The organism is Vibrio sp. Vb1337, from assembly GCF_033338715.1.
GTDB classification, from domain to species: domain Bacteria; phylum Pseudomonadota; class Gammaproteobacteria; order Enterobacterales; family Vibrionaceae; genus Vibrio; species Vibrio alginolyticus.
The window spans coordinates 325,196-341,971 of the sequence record NZ_JAWOTD010000001.1 but is presented as its reverse complement, the minus strand read 5'-3'; the positions used below and the strand labels follow the sequence as shown (position 1 = coordinate 341,971).

Here is a 16,776-nt window from a genome sequence, read left to right as displayed (position 1 = left end):
TAAGACAACTTGCGTATTACGCTAATCGCTCTCGTCCAAAAAGGCTTCTCCCTAAAACCTGGAGAGATTCCAAAGAATCATTGGAAAGGAACACATAAAAATGAAAAAAATTGCGCTAACTCTGGCTGCAACGTCAATCACGCTTGTAAGTTACTCAGCGTTTTCTGCTCAAGACGGAGAACACGTTCGCCTTGCAACCACAACCAGTACTTACCATTCAGGTTTACTTGATTACCTGCTTCCACAATTTGAAAAAGACACGGGCTACAAAGTCGATGTTATTGCTGCAGGTACTGGTAAAGCCTTAAAAATGGGCGAAAACGGTGACGTAGATTTGGTGATGACACATGCACCAAAAGCTGAAGGCGCATTTGTTGAGAAAGGCTACGGCGTCTTGCCTCGCAAGCTGATGTACAACGACTTTGTGATTGTAGGCCCGAAAGCTGACCCAGCAACAATCAAAAATGACGAAGGCGTGTTAGATGTATTCAAAGAGATCGCAAACAAAAACGCAACGTTCATCTCTCGCGGCGATGATTCTGGTACGCACAAAAAAGAAATGGGCTTTTGGGCTCAAACTAAAATCGAACCGAACTTTGGTGGCTACCGTAGCGTAGGTCAAGGTATGGGCCCAACTCTAAACATGGCGTCTGAAATGCAAGGCTACACCATGACGGATCGCGGCACATGGCTGGCTTACCAAAACAAATTGGATCTAGAAATTCTGTTCCAAGGCGATGAAAAACTGTTTAACCCGTACCAAGTTATTCTTGTTAACCCTGAGCGTTACCCAACGATCAACTACCAAGGTGCGAAGGCATTCAGTGATTGGTTGGTAAACCCTCGCGGACAGGAACTTATCAATGGTTTCCGCCTAAACGGTAAACAACTGTTTGTTGCGAATGCTGAGAGCAAATAACGCAATATGAATCTTGCTGATACAACACTGGAAGCGCTTCGCTTACTGGTGAATTTTGATGCAGACCTATGGGAGATCGTTGCGGTCTCCTTTAGTGTTTCTATTACGGCAATATCCCTAGTGGTATTGCCGGCTATTTTGATGTCCTTTGTACTGGCGTATACCGACTTTCGCGGTAAATGGTTTTTGTTGTCGATCGTAAATACGCTGCAAGCGGTCCCTACGGTGGTGATTGGCCTGTTGCTGTACATGTTGCTGTCGCGCGCTGGCCCTTGGGGAGACTGGCAAATGCTGTTCACTCAGAAGGCAATGATCTTCGGCCAAATGGTGATCTGCTTCCCTGTTTTGGTATCGATGATGCATGGTGCATTACAATCTAGCGACCGTCGTGCAGTGGAAACTGCCATCACGCTGGGCGTCTCCATTCCGCGCTTGGCAGCAACGATGATTTGGGAAACCCGCTTTCCTCTACTTGCGGCTATCATTGCAGGATTTTCACGTATCGTGACCGAGGTGGGCTGCTCAATGATGGTTGGTGGGAACATTATGGGCGTGACGCGAAATATTCCCACGGCTATCGCAATGGAAAGCAGCAAAGGTGCTTTTGCGCAAGGAGTTGCATTAGGAATTGTATTACTATCTTTAGCGTTGGCTCTAAACTTCTTCTTATCAAGTATGAGAGGCAAAGGCTACCTCAGAACATAGAACATGAAGCAAACAAACGACTCACCATTAACCCCATGTCGAGGCGAATTATGACTATAAAAATCACCGCCGAACAGTTATCCATGCGCTTTAAAGAGCGTGTGCTTTTCCACATCCCTGAGTTAGCCATCGGCCCAAATGATGCCATTTATCTCAAGGGTGACAATGGTGTGGGCAAAACTACCCTACTCAAAATCCTTGCTGGCTTGCTCAAACCCTCTACTGGCGATGTTGTTGCGCCAAAAGATACGTGGCTGAAAAGACTGACGCGTCGCAATGGTCGTGTCGATGTGATTTATCTCCATCAATCCCCTTACCTTTTTGACGGCACTGTATATGAAAACGTAGTCTATGGAGTGAAATATCAACAAGACACGCAAAAAGATAAGCGAGCTCAAGTTATTCACGCGCTGCGCATGGTAGGTTTAGAAACCTTAGCGGACGAACATATTTCCGTGTTGTCCGGCGGTGAAAAACAGCGCGTTGCCATGGCAAGGGCTTGGATTTTAAAACCGTCGATTTTATTGATGGATGAGCCAAGCGCGTCTTTAGACCAAGAATCCATTGAACGATTGGTAGTGATGGCGAAAGATCTTTTGGATCGTGGTTCTAGTATCGTGGTGACAAGCCATCAGGCCAACGCACTGACCGACTTATGTAAAAAACAGTGGTGGATTAAAGACAAGACTTTGATAGAGTCTCCTCTGTTGTATGTCATACCAAAAGAAACATCCCAAGAGAATGCATATGCTTCAACCAACACAAACTAGTTGGGTCATTTTGGCTGGTGGCCAAGCCAGCCGTATGGGTGGAAAAGATAAAGGTCTGATTGAGTTAAATCAGAAGCCACTCATCGAACACGTTATTGAACGTTTATCTCCACAAACTCCACGCATTTTAATTAATGCCAACCGAAACCAAGATGCGTACAGCAAATTTGGTTTCGTATTTAGTGATCAATTCAAAGATTTCCCTGGGCCTATGGGCGGTATTCACGCGGGTTTGATGCATGCTGAAACTGACTGGGTCGGATTTGTACCTTGCGATAGTCCACAAATTAACACCGACCTTGTCGAGCGTTTCTGCCAAGCCGCCCAAGAAGACAGTGATATTTTGGTCGCGCATGATGGTGACCATCAGCAACCTGTTTTTACGCTCTACCACAAGCGCGTAATGCCAAAACTCACCGCATTTTTAGAACGTGGCGACCGAAAAATCATTCTGCTCTACAAAGAGTGCAACACCAGTTACGTTGACTTTAGCGACTCACCAAACTGTTTCGTCAACTTGAACACTCCGGAAGAACTGGCGCAATTTGGACAATTAGAATCATGAAACACACGCTAAACATTCCTATTCTTGGTTTTGCGGCTTATTCAGGCACAGGCAAAACCACACTGCTTGAAGCCCTATTGCCAAAGCTGACCGAAGCAGGTTTACGCCTTGGCATGCTAAAACATGCGCACCACAACTTCGATGTCGATAAGCCGGGTAAAGACAGCTACCGTTTACGCAAAGCTGGCGCATCTCAAATGCTGATTGCTTCTCGCAACCGTTTTGCGTTAATGACAGAAACGCCAGAAGCCGAAGCGGAGTTTGAATACCTATTAACACGTTTTGATGAAGACATGCTTGATGTGGTTTTGGTCGAAGGCTGCAAAAACATCGCATTTCCTAAAATTGAATTGCACCGTGAAGAAGTAGGCAAGCCTTGGCTTTATCCAAACGATGAAAACATCATCGCTATCGCTTCAGACAGCGGCGAGTTGGACTCTGAACTGCCACAAATGAACATCAATGATCTTGAAGCGATTGCTCAGTTCGTTATTCAGTATGCTCAAGAAGCGAAAGCACCAAAAAACAAAGAGAAAGAAGCCGCATGTTGCGATACCCTTTCTCCAGCTTTCATTTCTGTGGTTCAAGGCCAAGATAGAATCCTTTCTTTGGTGAACACGGTTTCGGAAATAGAAGCATGCAAGATTGAAAACGCCTATGGCCGCGTTCTCGCGGAATATATCATTTCACCAGTAAACGTGCCGCAATACACCAACTCAGCGATGGACGGTTACGCGATTCGCGGTGATGACGTCGAGCGTGAAAGCTACCAAGTGGTTGCTGAAGTGATGGCGGGCCATGCTTACGATCAGCCTCTGGAAGTTGGTCAAGCAGTTAAGATCATGACTGGCGCACCAACACCACGTAACGGCGATACAGTGGTCATGCGTGAGCAAGCCATTCAAGAAGGTGACAAGGTCACTTTTAACGGTGCGAATATCAAAGCAGGCCAAAACGTTCGTCAAGCAGGTGAAGATCTCGCTATCGGCAGTGACGTCTTTACCGCAGGCACTCGCCTCGCCTCTCCAGAAATGGGCATGATCGCTTCGCTTGGCTTTGGTGAAGCGAATGTATTCCGAAAATTGAAAGTTGCCGTGTTCTCCACCGGTGACGAAGTACAAGCGCCGGGAACAGAGCAAAAAGCGAATTCTATCTACGATTCCAACCGCTTTACCATCATGGGCATGCTTAAAAAACTCGGCTGCGAGATCTTGGACTTCGGTATTCTGGAAGACAACGAACAGTTAATGATTGAAGCGTTGGAAAACGCATCGGTGCAAGCAGACGTGGTTATGACTTCTGGTGGCGTATCCGTTGGAGATGCGGATTACATCAAACTTGCCTTGGATAAACTTGGTCAAATCGATTTTTGGCGAATCAACATGCGTCCGGGACGTCCATTAGCGTTTGGTCAAATCAACAACAAGCCGTTCTTTGGTCTGCCGGGCAACCCTGTGGCAGTGATGGTTTCATTCATCAACTTTGTTGAGCCTGCACTGCGTAAGATGCAAGGCGAACAAGGCTGGAAGCCTCTGAAAGTGAATGCCATCGCGACTGAAAACCTTCGCTCTCGACAAGGTCGTACCGAGTTTAGCCGTGGCGTCTATGAACTGGATGCAACTGGCCGTTTAACCGTTCGTACAACAGGCAAGCAAGGCTCTGGTATTTTGCGCTCAATGAGTGAGGCAAACTGTTTGATCGAAATCTCCCCAGCTATTGATACAGTAAAAGCGGGAGAAAGCGTGACAATTATCCCACTTCAAGGCAGAATCTAGCTCAAACTAGAAATTCAAAGGTCAGCGAGTCTGGCCTTTTTGTTTAATACAGAAACCTTTTCAGAGAGACAGCTATGGCTCGCACCATTCTTTACACTTACAAAGACCAAGACAAAGAACTGACGTTCTCATACCAGCAGCACCGCAACATTCAAGAAGCAGTTGCAGAAGCCGAAGGTATCGATATCACTGAGTTCCTAAAGATGGAGCAACAAATCGAAGCAGTGTCTGACACTAAAGCGGTGCGAAACTACCGCGACAACTACTTCAGAAAATTAGGCTTTAGCAAAATCACCCTAGCTCAAAAAGAAAACCTGGGCGTAGGCAAAAAGAACAAATAAGCTTAGCTGCAAACAGAAAACTCACGATTCGTCGTGAGTTTTTTATGCATGCTACTTTTGTTCATGATCTATACCCGAGCATACCGAAATTACTTAGGTATATAAGTAAAAGCCCCGTTTAACCTTGAAAGTCTAAACGGGGCTTTAAATTTCTTCTTACTTTATATCGAGTAAGGTTTAAGTCATTACTTGATGTTTAAGAACGCAGCGCCGCGTACACCACCTGAATCACCGTGTTTTGCTTTGATGATCTTAGGACACTTAGCCACAGACAATAAGTGTTTAGGGATGCGTTTTGGCATCTCTTCGTAAATCAATTCGAAGTTAGATAAGCCGCCACCAAGTACAACGGTGTGTGGGTCTGTTGCAGTAAACAGGTTTGCAAAGCAGATCGCTAGCAGCTCCATAAAGCGCTCGACGTGCTCTACTGCTTTCTCCTCACCCTCTGCGTGCGCTTTAATAATGTCGATCGCTTTCTTCTCTTCGCCGTAGTAATGCGCGTAAAGAAGCTCGAAACCACGACCAGATAGGTAACTATCTAAACAGCCTTTGTTGCCACAGCCACAGCCAAGTAATGGTGCGTTTTCGCCCAGGTGGAACCATGCGTCGATAGGAAGACGTGTGTGACCCACCTCACCCGCTACGTGGTTGCGGCCAGAGAATACTTTGCCTTCGTAGATAAAGCCGCCACCAAAACCAGTACCAAGGATCAAACCTAGTACAGATGGTTCATCTTGAAGATCTTCGTCCCAGGCTTCAGAAAGCGCGAAACAGTTTGCATCGTTTTCAATTTTTACGCTGCGACCGATTTTAGCTTCTAGATCAGCACGAAGTGGTTTGCCTTTTGCCGCAGGAACGTTAACTGTTAGTACCGTTGCATCATCGGCGTCTTCCATACCTGGTAGGCCAAGACCAATCGTACCTTCACAGCCAAACTCTGTATCGTATTTATTCACCAATTCCGCAATGGTATCAACCAGCAGCTCGTAGTTGTCTGTTGGTGTAGGTACACGTTCCGTCGCTACACGCTCAAGCTTCTCGTTAAATGCACCAAATTCAATTTTAGTGCCACCGACATCAAAGCCGTAATACATGTATTTCTCTCCTAAAAAATGCTTCAAACGACTCTCAAAAATGGCTAGAGTCAAAAGTATAAACTGATGGCATTATCCATATCTGTACGCCTGCAAACCGTGACCGAATGCAGATTTATCCCCTCACCGAAGCCAGTTGAACAACATACCATCAACAAAAGCTCATTCCTTAGAGTCAGCTCTCGGTTTTCATCCACTCTTTGAAACGTTTCAAGTGTGGCTGGTTAGGGTCGCTTTTGACTCGAGTCTTGCTCAGCATGTAAGTTTCTCTGAAGGCTTCAAACCACAATTGAAGGCATTCCGCAGCTTTAGGCTCACCAGCTTGTTTTAAAACTAATGTCGCGACTTCGGCGGTTGAAAGATGCTGATCATTCTCGGAGCGGCGCATGATGTATTCAGACAGAGATTCCGGCTCAATGGAAAGCACAGGCAAAGATTTAAGAAAATCAGAACGACGGAATATCTTTCGTGCCTCACGCCAGCTACCATCAATAAAGATCAGCAACCATTTTTTGTTCTCGACATCTTCTTTTACCAATCGCCCTGGCTCTAGATCTTCAATTAAACGAGAGGGATCATCCACATAGTCTGCAGGAAATACAATCACCGGTTGATAACTGTCATCCTGTAGTAGCGCGAGCATCTCTTCAGACGGTTCTGTTCGGTTCCATTGATACACGTAAGTCTCTTGAATCGTATCAGCGATTAGACGACCGGTATTACTTGGCTTAAACACTTCGTTTTCAGAAACAATCAACATACATGCAATATTGGCCTTGATGTTTGGCTGAAGGTCGCACAAACAGTGTTGCTCAGAAACCTGGCAATATTGGCAACGAACCACTTTACATCCACGCGCATTGAAAGGCTTGGTTGAGATAGATTGTCGGTACTGATATAAACGGTGGAAAGCGTGAATTCTCATGGTAAGTAATGCCAAGTAAAAAGTAGAGCGCGATTCTACTGATATTATGGCTTCGCCTCAAGATAAGCCCATCAGCAGTGTGTTGAAATAATTTCACTCTTATCTCGGTCATAGATAAAGAAATAAATAAGGGAATGACAGTGACAGAAACGACATTTCAAGAACCCTCATGGCTCAGATTAGGCTTTTTCCTTGGCGTATTATTGCTTTGTGCCATTTGGGAAAACAAATTGCCTAGAAAAACACTGACCGCTTCGCGCAGGTTTCGCTGGGTCAATAACTTGTCATTGGTCGCTTTTAACAGCCTAGTTATTGCTTTAATCATGCCTATCGCAGCCTTTCAAGCTGCGGTCATAGCTCAGGAGCAACAGTGGGGGCTGCTCAATATTCTGTCCCTCCCCGCTTGGTTAAATATTTTTCTAACCGTCATTTTGCTTGATTTCGTCATTTACGCTCAGCATGTTGTCTTTCATCATGTAAAGCCGCTGTGGAAGATTCACCGAATGCATCACGCCGATCTCGACATAGACGTCACTACAGGCGCACGCTTTCATCCCTTCGAAATAATCATTTCAATGGGAGTAAAAATTGCAGCCGTGTTTATCTTAGGTGTTTCACCTATCGGAATTGTGGTATTTGAAATTGTGCTTAATGCGAGCGCGATGTTTAATCACAGTAATGCAAAACTGGCTTTATCCATAGACCAAAAACTGCGAAACGTCATCGTTACACCAGACATGCATCGCGTGCACCATTCAGTGATAGTAAAAGAGACCCACTCAAACTTTGGTTTTTTCCTTTCAGTTTGGGACCGCTTTTTTGGGACATACCGAGCTCAGCCTAAGTTGGGTCATGATGATGTTGTTATTGGTGTGCCGGAAATTAGAGACGAAGAAGAGCAAAGATTAGATAAGCTTTTAACGCAGCCCTTTCGCTACAATAAAGAGAAGAAGTAATGGTTGAAAAAATATTGTTGGATGAAGTATGTCAACAAAACGAATAGACCAAGCCTAAACCCCTGTTAAACACTACTTCATCCTCATGATGTGTAAGAACAGATTAGTTTTCTGCTAGCTGACGCTTTTTGTTTAACTGAGTAATACCAACAAATAAACCAACAACACCAAGCACTGCACATGCCAAAGCATTGGTGTTCATTACTTGCTGTGCCTCTATTGAGCTATATAGAAAAGCAAGGCTGAAGAAAGTGGTGGCAAAGCTCAAACCTGTCAGTACGCTGAAACCAGCAAAACTGGCCAAGTCTTTAAAATCATTCATAACGAGTCCCTGTTTACAATCCTTAATCGAGTGTTGTGAAAATAATAATTAACGAAATATTTGGCGCGATTGACTATGTTTTCGCGCATTCCATAACCAGATAGATACCCCAAATGAGAACCCTAAAAACAGTGTCTTCATTTGTAGGGCGACGTTGTTATCTAATATTTCTAATGTATAGTGAGCGTGGGAACTAAAGATAACATTGGTTATAAGAATCAATAACATAACGACTAGGCCAGAGCGGCGATGCTTGACCAATAGATACGCTGCTAATAAGTCCAATAGTCCCAAAGCGCTCCAATACATATTCAACCAGCGTGGCGCAAAATCGTAAGGTAAAAAGCCACCAACAATGTTGTCATAAAGATGAACCACTCCGCCAACTGTCATAAAAAGGCATAAGAGAAACACGACGAATTTATCCATTACCGTTTCCTTATCTGAATGAATGAGCAAAGCATATAGAAGTCACTTAAACATTTGTAATCTCATCGCCATTTTTGAGATCGACAGTGCCATTATCAACACGATGAGAACAGTAACGGCTGCTCTACCTTCTTTATTTGCTTCTAGTAGAAGCATAGTGTTTGCTGTGGCGTTTCGCCCAAATCCGCCAATGCAATGACAGAATCCTCCTTTAAATCACGCCTTGGTTTATCAACTCTCGTACCTTTTCCAGCCCGCGCTGAAACACAGTATGTGCATTCGCGGGAAGGCCGCTCTCGACATCGTGCAAGAAGAACGCAAAATCATGTCCGCCATCGTCTTGCGTATGAAACAGCCATGAATTAGCGAGGCCAGCACACTCACACAAAACAAAATGCCATACTTGATTTTGAAAGCCACTGTCCCATGAGCATAAATATCGTGCGGAACGAACATGTGTGATACCAGACTCCTCAGCGAGCTCCCGCTTGGCTGCTATGATGTAACTTTCATCAAACACTTCAACAGTGCCCTTGACGAGCTGAACACCCGCCAACGGATGTTTAAAAAGTAGGATCTCTTGATTTTGATTACGTAGAACAACGGGGCAAACTTTATCGATCACAAAACCACTCCTTATGCTTCAAGTAAAAGGCTTTAGCTTTCTCTGGATATAAAGAAATCGAGTGAAGTTGCTCTACACGCACCCACTTCAAATGGTACTGATTAACATCTGATTTTCTGATTTGCTCTGGCCCACTCCCTAGTTTCACTTTTAAGTTCCCTACATAAGAAAGAAAATAGGTTTCTAAGCGACCTTGATTTTCGAGTTCCAAAACTTTCTTAACCGAGCCAAGTTCTATTGAGGTTTCTTCCAGCGCTTCTCTTTTAGCAGCTTCAACAGGTTTCTCACCTGCTTCAACACTGTCGCCAGGGAAAACCCAATACTGTCTGTCGTTTCGAACGCGGTGGATAAGCAAAAGCTCTTGGTGATGATTAACTAGTATGAGGCTGGCTCTTTGTGATAACTGCATGATTCGTTCCTTTGAATTCTGGCGACATTCTAGTCAACGAGTCCCTCGAACAAAGCATTAACATCACGTTGTGATAACTAAACCCTTTAGAAATGAACGAGATGAGATGTAACTCACTCTTGCAATGCAAATTGGAGCCATTGAATGGGTAGCCGTAACAAAAAAGCAGAACCGAGGTTCTGCTTTTAGTCGGTGGAAACATCTCATTTACTTGGTCTGATGAAGCTCATACTTGTGCAGCATTGCTTGCTGGTGCCCGGCAATTTCCGCCACTTGCTCAGAACTCTCAACCATAGACTCAAGCTGCAGCTTTGTGCGTTCACCAAGATCAGAAATATGCGTGATGGATTGAGATACATCTGCCGTCGCTCGTTCTTGTTCTTCTGTAGCAACTGAGATTTGTTCAACACGTTCTTGAATGTGCTTAACCGCGAGGTTGATATCAGAAAATGTCGATTTCACTTCATTGCTGGACTGTAGCGCGTGGGTCATTTCTTCTCTTGAATCATTAACTGCTTGGCGCGAACGCTCTGCGGCAGTAATAAGCTCGCTCATCATTTCTCGGATGTTCGTCGTTTGTTGAGAGGTATCACTTGCAAGTTTGCGAACTTCATCAGCGACAACCGCAAATCCACGCCCTTGCTCACCAGCACGGGCAGCCTCTATTGCCGCGTTGAGAGCAAGTAAGTTGGTGTTGTCCGCGATCCCACTGATCATATCCACCATTTCACGAATCTGTTTAACACGCTGGTCTAGCTCTAACATTGACTGTTCATTTACATCCAAAGAGCTTTCTAATGACTCCAAACGTTCGCGGTTTTGTTCCACGACTTGAACCCCTTTTTCAGTGTGTTGGGTTGCAAGGAGCGAGTCCTGTGAAGATGCATTTGTCACCATTGCTATTTCACGAATAGAGGCTTCAAGCTCCGTTATGGTCGTGATCATACTCGACAACGCTTCATTTTGTGTTGCCAACCCATCACTTGTTTGTTCGGCTGCACTGTGACTTACTTCTGCCGTCTGATAAAGCGTTTCACAATTGCGCGTCACCGTTTGAATGGAGTCGTGTGTGGAATCGATTACTTGATTCAACTTTCGTGCTACTTCTTTCAGCTCATAGGGGCCGACTTCTTCTGCCTTGTCACGAAAATCATGTTCGGTAAGTGCTGAAAGACGCGTTAGTACATTCCTTAACCCTCGGTTTGTCCATGACTTTAGGCTAAACCAAGTAACCAGAATAATAAAAGAAATCACACACGCCGCAAACACGAGCACAACGCTCACCGATTCAATGGTCTCGTTGACCACCCGCTCTTTTTCATCGATCAACTGACCAGCGGTTTGGGAGATTTGATCAAGTAACCGCATGGTTTCATCCGCAAGCATCGAAGCCTGTTTAAACTCTGAACGTTGCAATTCCCCTTGTTCTAGTTTGGCGAGGATCAAACGCAGCACGCCCTTTTCACTAAAGCCTTGTTTCACCATCTCATATGGTGCGGTTAAGCTTGCATATTCACTTACTTCAGGATGGAAAGATTGGAAGTCTTCATAGGCGAGTTTAATACCTGCTATGCGATTTCGCATTTCTCGGTATTCTTTTTCGGCTTTGTTTAATTCTGAGTGCATCATCATGACTAAGAACGTACTTTCCATTGAGCTTGCAGAAGCAATGAAACGGTTAGCGGCATCGCTCGACTCAGGATTATCAGCACTAAGAAACGAACTGATTCGATTCATTTCCGGACCGATAGAGCTAAGCCCATAGCGAAAACCACCAACAGCGGCATCAATATCCATTTGAATTTGTATCACCGAAGATTGCTTCAACAAAATGGACTGCGTGATGTTATGTAAACGCGCTAGTTTGGTGTCTAACTCCTCCGAGAGTTGCTGAGCTACACCAGACGCTTCCACAACCAAAGTCGTGCTTTGAGTTGCAAGAGAGTCGATTTGCTCTTTTATGAGAGGCAACTCTTTCGGCTCAGTAATCTGCATACCATGGTTGAGTAGCTTAACCATCTCCAATACATTCCTGGTTAACTTTGCGTTTGCCATCGCGATTGGTAACGCTTTTTGCGACAAGTCTTCAAATTGTTCCCCTACCTGTTCCATTCCTTTGAAACTTGAGACAGAAAGGGCTATAACAAGAGCAATGATAGTTAAAAATGTTGCACTGACAGCCTGAATCAGTGAAAGTGATGTGCGTGAGCGTTTTCGCTTTGCCATAATCAATTTTTATTCTTTCTTAAGGTTGAATCGGTTCTGCAGTGATTCCGTCACATTTGTGAGACAAAACCGTGATTTGCAGCCCATACTATGGATTGGTTATGACACTAATATTTCAGTTGTGAGTCATAGAGATGACAGGTGGTGATTTGCGTCGAGTATATTTTCCTTTGATAATCAGTGTGCTACTAAGCGCCTGCTCTTCTGGGCCTGAGCCTAGTGAGCAAGCACAGGTGACAACACCTACAAATCAGCTATTGTCGGACAACCCAGACTTGTTCGACTTTTACACAGAGTGGCACGGCACGCCTTATCGCTTAGGCGGGACACAGAAATCTGGAATTGATTGCTCAGCATTTGTACAAAAAGCGTTTATTGAGGCTTATCAGCTCTCGTTACCAAGGACAACGAAGCAGCAATCAAAGCAAGGTGTGGAGTTAAGTTGGACGGATGCCAAGCAAGGGGATCTAGTGTTTTTTAAAACAAGACGTACAACTTATCATGTCGGAATTTACTTGGGTAACAAGCAGTTCATGCATGCATCGACGTCTAGAGGTGTGATTATTTCAAGAATCGACAACCCATACTGGGCATCTAAGTTTTGGCAAATAAGAAGAGTTACAATGTAACTCCTCTCACTCTTTAACCGGACATTGCTGTAAGTTAAAACAATATCAGTCGTAAGTCGCAACAGCATTATCGAACAGATTTTTGACCAGAGCGATGTATTCATCAAGGAACGTGATCTGTTCATTGGTCGCTTTTTTATGCCATACCCCAGCCAATATCTCACCAAGATCTTCAACAACTGCATCAGCCTCTTTCAACAATTTGAAGCGTACGCTCGAGTGAAGTTCTGGATTTTGCTCAAAAATCGCCATGATGTTTGAAGCCACCATATCGGTGACAACATCTTCGATGCTTTCGGATCCAGTGTCGCCAATTTCGGTCGTAAAAATATCTAGATTTAGAGACAAGTGCTCGATAAGAGCGAGATATCCATCGGTTTCTAAAACCACTGTTTTTCTCCGTTTATTGCAAGCCTTCGAAGCTGAAAGCAGAATAGTTTCAATAGTAAGACATGCCGAGAAAATTTCATTAACTTATTTCATATTAACAAACATTCACGAACCAACTGGATGATTTTCAAACAATTGAGCTTTGCTTCACTGAATTCGGATACAGGGTTTCTTCAAACCTTTTTATATTTCAGTCATTTTCATGCAAACAGGTTTGGTTACGACCATTTTCTTTTGCACGATACAGCGCAGCATCGGCACTCTTTAACCATTGAGTGTGAGTTTCAAAATAAGGCTTATACTCGCAAACACCAATACTTATCGTGTAATTAATCAAAAAATCTTCCACTTTCACGATCTCTTGCTCAATTCTTTTGCGCAAACGCTCTGCGAAATAGCAAGCTTGCTCCTGGTTTGTGTGAGGAAGTAGTACCGTAAACTCTTCACCACCAAAACGACCGCAGATGTCACTGCTTCTTGCTGTTTTTCTCAACAAGGCAGAGGTTCGACGAATGACTTCGTCCCCTGTCGGGTGACCATAAGTATCATTCACCTTCTTAAAGTGGTCGATATCGAATATTACTAATGAGCATGGTCCGTCGATAACTTTTAAGTGAGCAAACTCATCTTTCAATGATTGCTCCCAATAAGCGCGATTAAATAAACCTGTTAAACCATCTTTGCGACTGATTTCCGACAAATGTTGATTTGTTTCTTTCAAATGAATGCGATTTCTCGCAGTTTCAGAAACATCATTGACTTGAATCGCTATGTGGCTGACCTCTCCTGAAAGCCCAATTAACGGCGTGATCACGATATCTTGATACATAAAATCACTGCTGTTTGAAACCGGAGAAAAATTGTTGAACTTAAAAAGGTACGGTCGGTTTTCCCAGCTAGAGAAAGAACGAGTTTCCAGATCGGCGGCAGCTTTTATCTTGGTTTCTAGCCAAGTTCTTGGCAGCTCTTCAAAATGCTCAAATAAACATTCACCAAGAATTTCTTGTGATAGAATGCCACTGTATGACTGCATAAAACTGTTCCACACACACACTTTATACTCTTGATCCAAAACAATAAGCCCTGAATCCATCGTATCGAGAATTTGTGTGACCCAATGAAAGTCTGCTATGTCCAGCGTGATATCGGACATTAGATTAGCTCCATGATTTCATAGATTATTTCTACGGATGGCTTATCAATTAAAAACAGTACCTCGCACTCGAAATCGAGCGCTTCTGCCATGTAGGTGTATTCGATAGTAAAGAGCTCACCCAACTCGCCTTGCTCTTCACAATAAGGTGTTAAGGTATCCACAATGCCTGGCTGACGAAGTGAGAACTGCTTGTCGAGTTGATCGCCCAATGATGTGAGAAATGACGAGACCAGTAGGTTAGAGATATTCAAGATGATTTCATTATGAGGCGTAAACTCAAGGAGGTAACCTAATTTTTCCCCAATCTGATTGATATCCCTACCACGTAAGCACACCAGTGCCTCTCCGTGAATACCACCACCGACAAACCTCTGCGCTACCGCAACGGAACTATCACGCCCAACCACATCAACCAGTGTCATATGAAGCTCGCCGTAGGACAACGGTCCAACATGAGGAACAGGAAGTTGGATGAACTCATGTAAATGGTCAGCCATAATCGCAGCGCCTTTACCAAGGGCAATGTTCGCAATTTCACGGAATTTGGCTAGTAAGGAAAGCTCTTCGCAACCCTGGTTTTTAGAATCAACCGAATGACTAGGTTTGAACGCATAATGCAGCCCTAATTGTTCGTATAGTGGGAGCACCTGCTCTTCTGTCAGAGGCTTAGCGATAAAAGCTTGAGCACCAAGATCGAGACAGCGCTGTTTTGCCTCTTGTTGAACATCTCCAGAAATAATGACGATTTTGGTCGGGTACTGACTAACAGGTAATGATTCGAGGACCTCAAAACCATCCATTATGGGCATCGTTAAATCGAGAAACAAAATATCGATATTTTGCTCAGCAAGAATATTAAGCGCCTCATAACCATCTTGCGCTTCAATAAGATGCAATGATGTATCTTGTACGATAGAACGCGCAATAAGCTTTCTTGCAACAGCTGAGTCATCACATATCAGTATTTTCATGCCACCAATGGAACTAACGTCAAAAAAATCATAATACCTGTTGTAAACGTTCATCTCCATATGCTAAGCCAACAAATCAGAGGCTTATAAGCGATTTGATTCACATTTATACAAATTGACTACACTAAGAGGAAGGTTTCTTTACTAAGTATGCTCAACATAGCGCCAACTCCCTGCTATTTATCCTAAACTATTGGTGGTCAAATAGATTCGCGAGGTTTTGTATGTGGCAAGCAATATCGCAACAGCTTTCTGATACTTTATTGTTCGATTACCAGATCACGGAAAAAGTAAGGCTGTCTGGTGGGGATATCAGTGAAAGCTACATGATCAATGATGGCGAGCAACGTTATTTTGTGAAAATTAACGATCGCGAGTTTTTGTCTAAATTTGAGGTAGAAGCTGAAAGCCTGCATCTTTTGCGTGAAACATCCACCCTATTTGTACCTGAGGTGGTATTGGTTGGTAAAACCAAAAATGCCTCATTCCTAATTCTTAACTACCTTCCAACGAAACCATTAGAAGATGGTCTCAACAGCTTTAAATTTGGGCAGCAATTAGCTCACCTACACCAGTGGGGCGAGCAAAAAGAGTTTGGTTTTGATACCGACAACTATCTCGGTTCGACTCTACAGCCCAACAAATGGCACAAGAAATGGTGTGTATTCTTTGCTGAGCAACGCATAGGTTGGCAATTACAGCTCCTTAAAGAAAAAGGCGTCACCTTGGTTGATATCGATGACTTTATCGATGTCGTAAAACAGCGGCTAGCAAACCATGCTCCGGAACCTTCTTTGTTGCATGGCGATTTATGGAATGGAAATGCGGCACTCACTGCATTCGGTCCTATCTGTTACGATCCTGCGTGCTATTGGGGGGACAGGGAGTGTGATATTGCGATGACGGAGCTTTTTGGTGGATTTCAACCAGAATTTTATCAAGGTTACGAATCGGTTATGCCACTTTCTTCAAGCTATGAAGAGCGTAAAGATATCTATAACCTTTACCATGTTCTCAACCATTGTAATTTGTTTGGCGGCCATTACTTGGAACAGGCTCAACTGGTTATTAATAAAATCATTTCTTATTAATTTGGAAGCCACTGCATATTTCAAGATGTAAAATCTCGAGGCACATCACTACAGAAAATCACCCTAAGCTCAAGGTTGAGTTTGGGGTCAAGTTTTGTACTTATTTCGACTCAATTAGCAACAACTCGACCTAATATCAAAGGAGACTTAACTTTGGATTGTGCCTATTTTCCTTGTAGGCAAAGTAAGTAAAGGGCTGTGCTTCCTTGATGAATAGTGTGTTTAAAAGCCCTGCGAGATTAGGAGTTGTTGTATGAAAAATTATACCGAAAGGTATGTAAAGTGCCCGCATTGCGGACACTCTATCGGCATTACATTGGATGCAAGTAATGGTGACCAAGAGTTTTATGATGATTGCCCAGCTTGTTGCCACGCTATCCACCTAAATATGCGAGTGGATGAGTTACAAGATAAGGTCGAACTATTTATCGATGACAATTACGAATAACAGCTCGAGCATGTGAACATCAGAAATGTA

The 16,776-nt window shown here is 43.8% G+C and carries 20 protein-coding genes; 10 read left to right on the top strand and 10 right to left on the bottom strand.

Going from position 1 to position 16,776, the window contains the following annotated elements:
* Positions 1 to 100 precede the first annotated feature (100 nt).
* From R7E42_RS01460 to R7E42_RS01435, 6 genes are all read left to right on the top strand, one after another.
* Positions 101 to 919 carry a substrate-binding domain-containing protein gene (locus tag R7E42_RS01460; protein WP_005389522.1) on the top strand — a complete coding sequence of 273 codons (819 nt, stop codon included), beginning with the start codon at positions 101 to 103 and terminating at the stop codon, positions 917 to 919.
* Between the two features lie 6 nt (positions 920 to 925).
* Complete coding sequence (locus tag R7E42_RS01455) at positions 926 to 1,624, top strand: ABC transporter permease (protein ID WP_005389524.1); 699 nt, start codon at positions 926 to 928, stop codon at positions 1,622 to 1,624.
* Positions 1,625 to 1,674: 50 nt separating this feature from the next.
* A complete protein-coding gene (locus R7E42_RS01450; protein ID WP_025766658.1) occupies positions 1,675 to 2,394 on the top strand; it encodes an energy-coupling factor ABC transporter ATP-binding protein in 720 nt (239 codons plus the stop codon).
* Positions 2,372 to 2,959, top strand: coding sequence for a molybdenum cofactor guanylyltransferase MobA (mobA, locus tag R7E42_RS01445; RefSeq protein ID WP_017820674.1), 588 nt, complete (start codon positions 2,372 to 2,374; stop codon positions 2,957 to 2,959). Before R7E42_RS01450 ends, mobA begins: the two co-directional genes overlap by 23 nt.
* The gene (locus R7E42_RS01440) at positions 2,956 to 4,734 is read left to right on the top strand and encodes a bifunctional molybdopterin-guanine dinucleotide biosynthesis adaptor protein MobB/molybdopterin molybdotransferase MoeA (protein ID WP_318072275.1); all 1,779 of its coding nucleotides are present in this window, start codon (positions 2,956 to 2,958) and stop codon (positions 4,732 to 4,734) included. The genes mobA and R7E42_RS01440 overlap by 4 nt, the downstream gene beginning before the upstream one ends.
* Positions 4,735 to 4,808: 74 nt before the next feature.
* Positions 4,809 to 5,075 (top strand): DUF2960 domain-containing protein, encoded by a 267-nt coding sequence (locus tag R7E42_RS01435; protein WP_005377584.1) that lies wholly within the window; start codon positions 4,809 to 4,811, stop codon positions 5,073 to 5,075.
* A gap of 185 nt (positions 5,076 to 5,260) precedes the next feature.
* Here R7E42_RS01435 and nagK read toward each other — a convergent pair whose 3' ends face one another.
* Complete coding sequence (gene nagK, locus R7E42_RS01430) at positions 5,261 to 6,169, bottom strand: N-acetylglucosamine kinase (RefSeq protein ID WP_005377586.1); 909 nt, start codon at positions 6,167 to 6,169, stop codon at positions 5,261 to 5,263.
* 175 nt (positions 6,170 to 6,344) lie between these two features.
* Complete coding sequence (locus R7E42_RS01425; RefSeq protein ID WP_005389532.1) at positions 6,345 to 7,094, bottom strand: tRNA-uridine aminocarboxypropyltransferase; 750 nt, start codon at positions 7,092 to 7,094, stop codon at positions 6,345 to 6,347.
* Positions 7,095 to 7,234: 140 nt separating this feature from the next.
* On the opposite strand from R7E42_RS01425, the gene R7E42_RS01420 reads away from it, so the two are divergent.
* Complete coding sequence (locus R7E42_RS01420) at positions 7,235 to 8,050, top strand: sterol desaturase family protein (RefSeq protein WP_031781345.1); 816 nt, start codon at positions 7,235 to 7,237, stop codon at positions 8,048 to 8,050.
* Positions 8,051 to 8,153: 103 nt separating this feature from the next.
* Here the strand turns inward: R7E42_RS01420 and R7E42_RS01415 are convergent, their stop codons facing one another.
* From R7E42_RS01415 to R7E42_RS01395, 5 genes are all read right to left on the bottom strand, one after another.
* Positions 8,154 to 8,372: a hypothetical protein gene (locus R7E42_RS01415; RefSeq protein ID WP_005389537.1), complete on the bottom strand. Its 219-nt coding sequence runs from the start codon at positions 8,370 to 8,372 to the stop codon at positions 8,154 to 8,156.
* 48 nt (positions 8,373 to 8,420) lie between these two features.
* On the bottom strand, positions 8,421 to 8,801 hold the full coding sequence (locus tag R7E42_RS01410; protein WP_005377611.1) for a hypothetical protein: 381 nt from the start codon (positions 8,799 to 8,801) through the stop codon (positions 8,421 to 8,423).
* 211 nt (positions 8,802 to 9,012) lie between these two features.
* On the bottom strand, positions 9,013 to 9,426 hold the full coding sequence (locus tag R7E42_RS01405; protein ID WP_213868733.1) for an NUDIX hydrolase: 414 nt from the start codon (positions 9,424 to 9,426) through the stop codon (positions 9,013 to 9,015).
* Positions 9,416 to 9,835, bottom strand: a complete 420-nt coding sequence (locus R7E42_RS01400; RefSeq protein ID WP_213868735.1) for an NUDIX domain-containing protein — start codon at positions 9,833 to 9,835, stop codon at positions 9,416 to 9,418. The genes R7E42_RS01405 and R7E42_RS01400 overlap by 11 nt, the downstream gene beginning before the upstream one ends.
* A gap of 207 nt (positions 9,836 to 10,042) precedes the next feature.
* Entirely contained in the window at positions 10,043 to 12,061 is a 2,019-nt protein-coding gene (locus tag R7E42_RS01395) for a methyl-accepting chemotaxis protein (RefSeq protein WP_158159648.1), read from the bottom strand.
* Between the two features lie 134 nt (positions 12,062 to 12,195).
* Between R7E42_RS01395 and R7E42_RS01390 the strand changes: the two genes are divergently transcribed.
* The gene (locus R7E42_RS01390; protein ID WP_025998640.1) at positions 12,196 to 12,690 is read left to right on the top strand and encodes an NlpC/P60 family protein; all 495 of its coding nucleotides are present in this window, start codon (positions 12,196 to 12,198) and stop codon (positions 12,688 to 12,690) included.
* 45 nt (positions 12,691 to 12,735) lie between these two features.
* On the opposite strand, the gene R7E42_RS01385 is transcribed toward R7E42_RS01390, so the two are convergent.
* The 3 genes from R7E42_RS01385 to R7E42_RS01375 all read right to left on the bottom strand — a co-directional run bounded on the left by R7E42_RS01385 (position 12,736) and on the right by R7E42_RS01375 (position 15,207).
* Entirely contained in the window at positions 12,736 to 13,080 is a 345-nt protein-coding gene (locus tag R7E42_RS01385; RefSeq protein ID WP_005377620.1) for a DUF3802 family protein, read from the bottom strand.
* 190 nt (positions 13,081 to 13,270) lie between these two features.
* The gene (locus R7E42_RS01380) at positions 13,271 to 14,233 is read right to left on the bottom strand and encodes a GGDEF domain-containing protein (RefSeq protein WP_005389546.1); all 963 of its coding nucleotides are present in this window, start codon (positions 14,231 to 14,233) and stop codon (positions 13,271 to 13,273) included.
* Positions 14,233 to 15,207, bottom strand: coding sequence for a response regulator (locus tag R7E42_RS01375; RefSeq protein WP_021033872.1), 975 nt, complete (start codon positions 15,205 to 15,207; stop codon positions 14,233 to 14,235). The genes R7E42_RS01380 and R7E42_RS01375 overlap by 1 nt, the downstream gene beginning before the upstream one ends.
* 224 nt (positions 15,208 to 15,431) lie before the next feature.
* Here R7E42_RS01375 and R7E42_RS01370 point away from each other — a divergent pair, with 224 nt between their 5' ends.
* Positions 15,432 to 16,298 carry a fructosamine kinase family protein gene (locus R7E42_RS01370; protein WP_318072274.1) on the top strand — a complete coding sequence of 289 codons (867 nt, stop codon included), beginning with the start codon at positions 15,432 to 15,434 and terminating at the stop codon, positions 16,296 to 16,298.
* A 253-nt stretch (positions 16,299 to 16,551) separates the two neighbouring features.
* On the top strand, positions 16,552 to 16,746 hold the full coding sequence (locus R7E42_RS01365) for a CPXCG motif-containing cysteine-rich protein (RefSeq protein ID WP_017634925.1): 195 nt from the start codon (positions 16,552 to 16,554) through the stop codon (positions 16,744 to 16,746).
* The last annotated feature ends 30 nt before the right edge of the window (positions 16,747 to 16,776 follow it).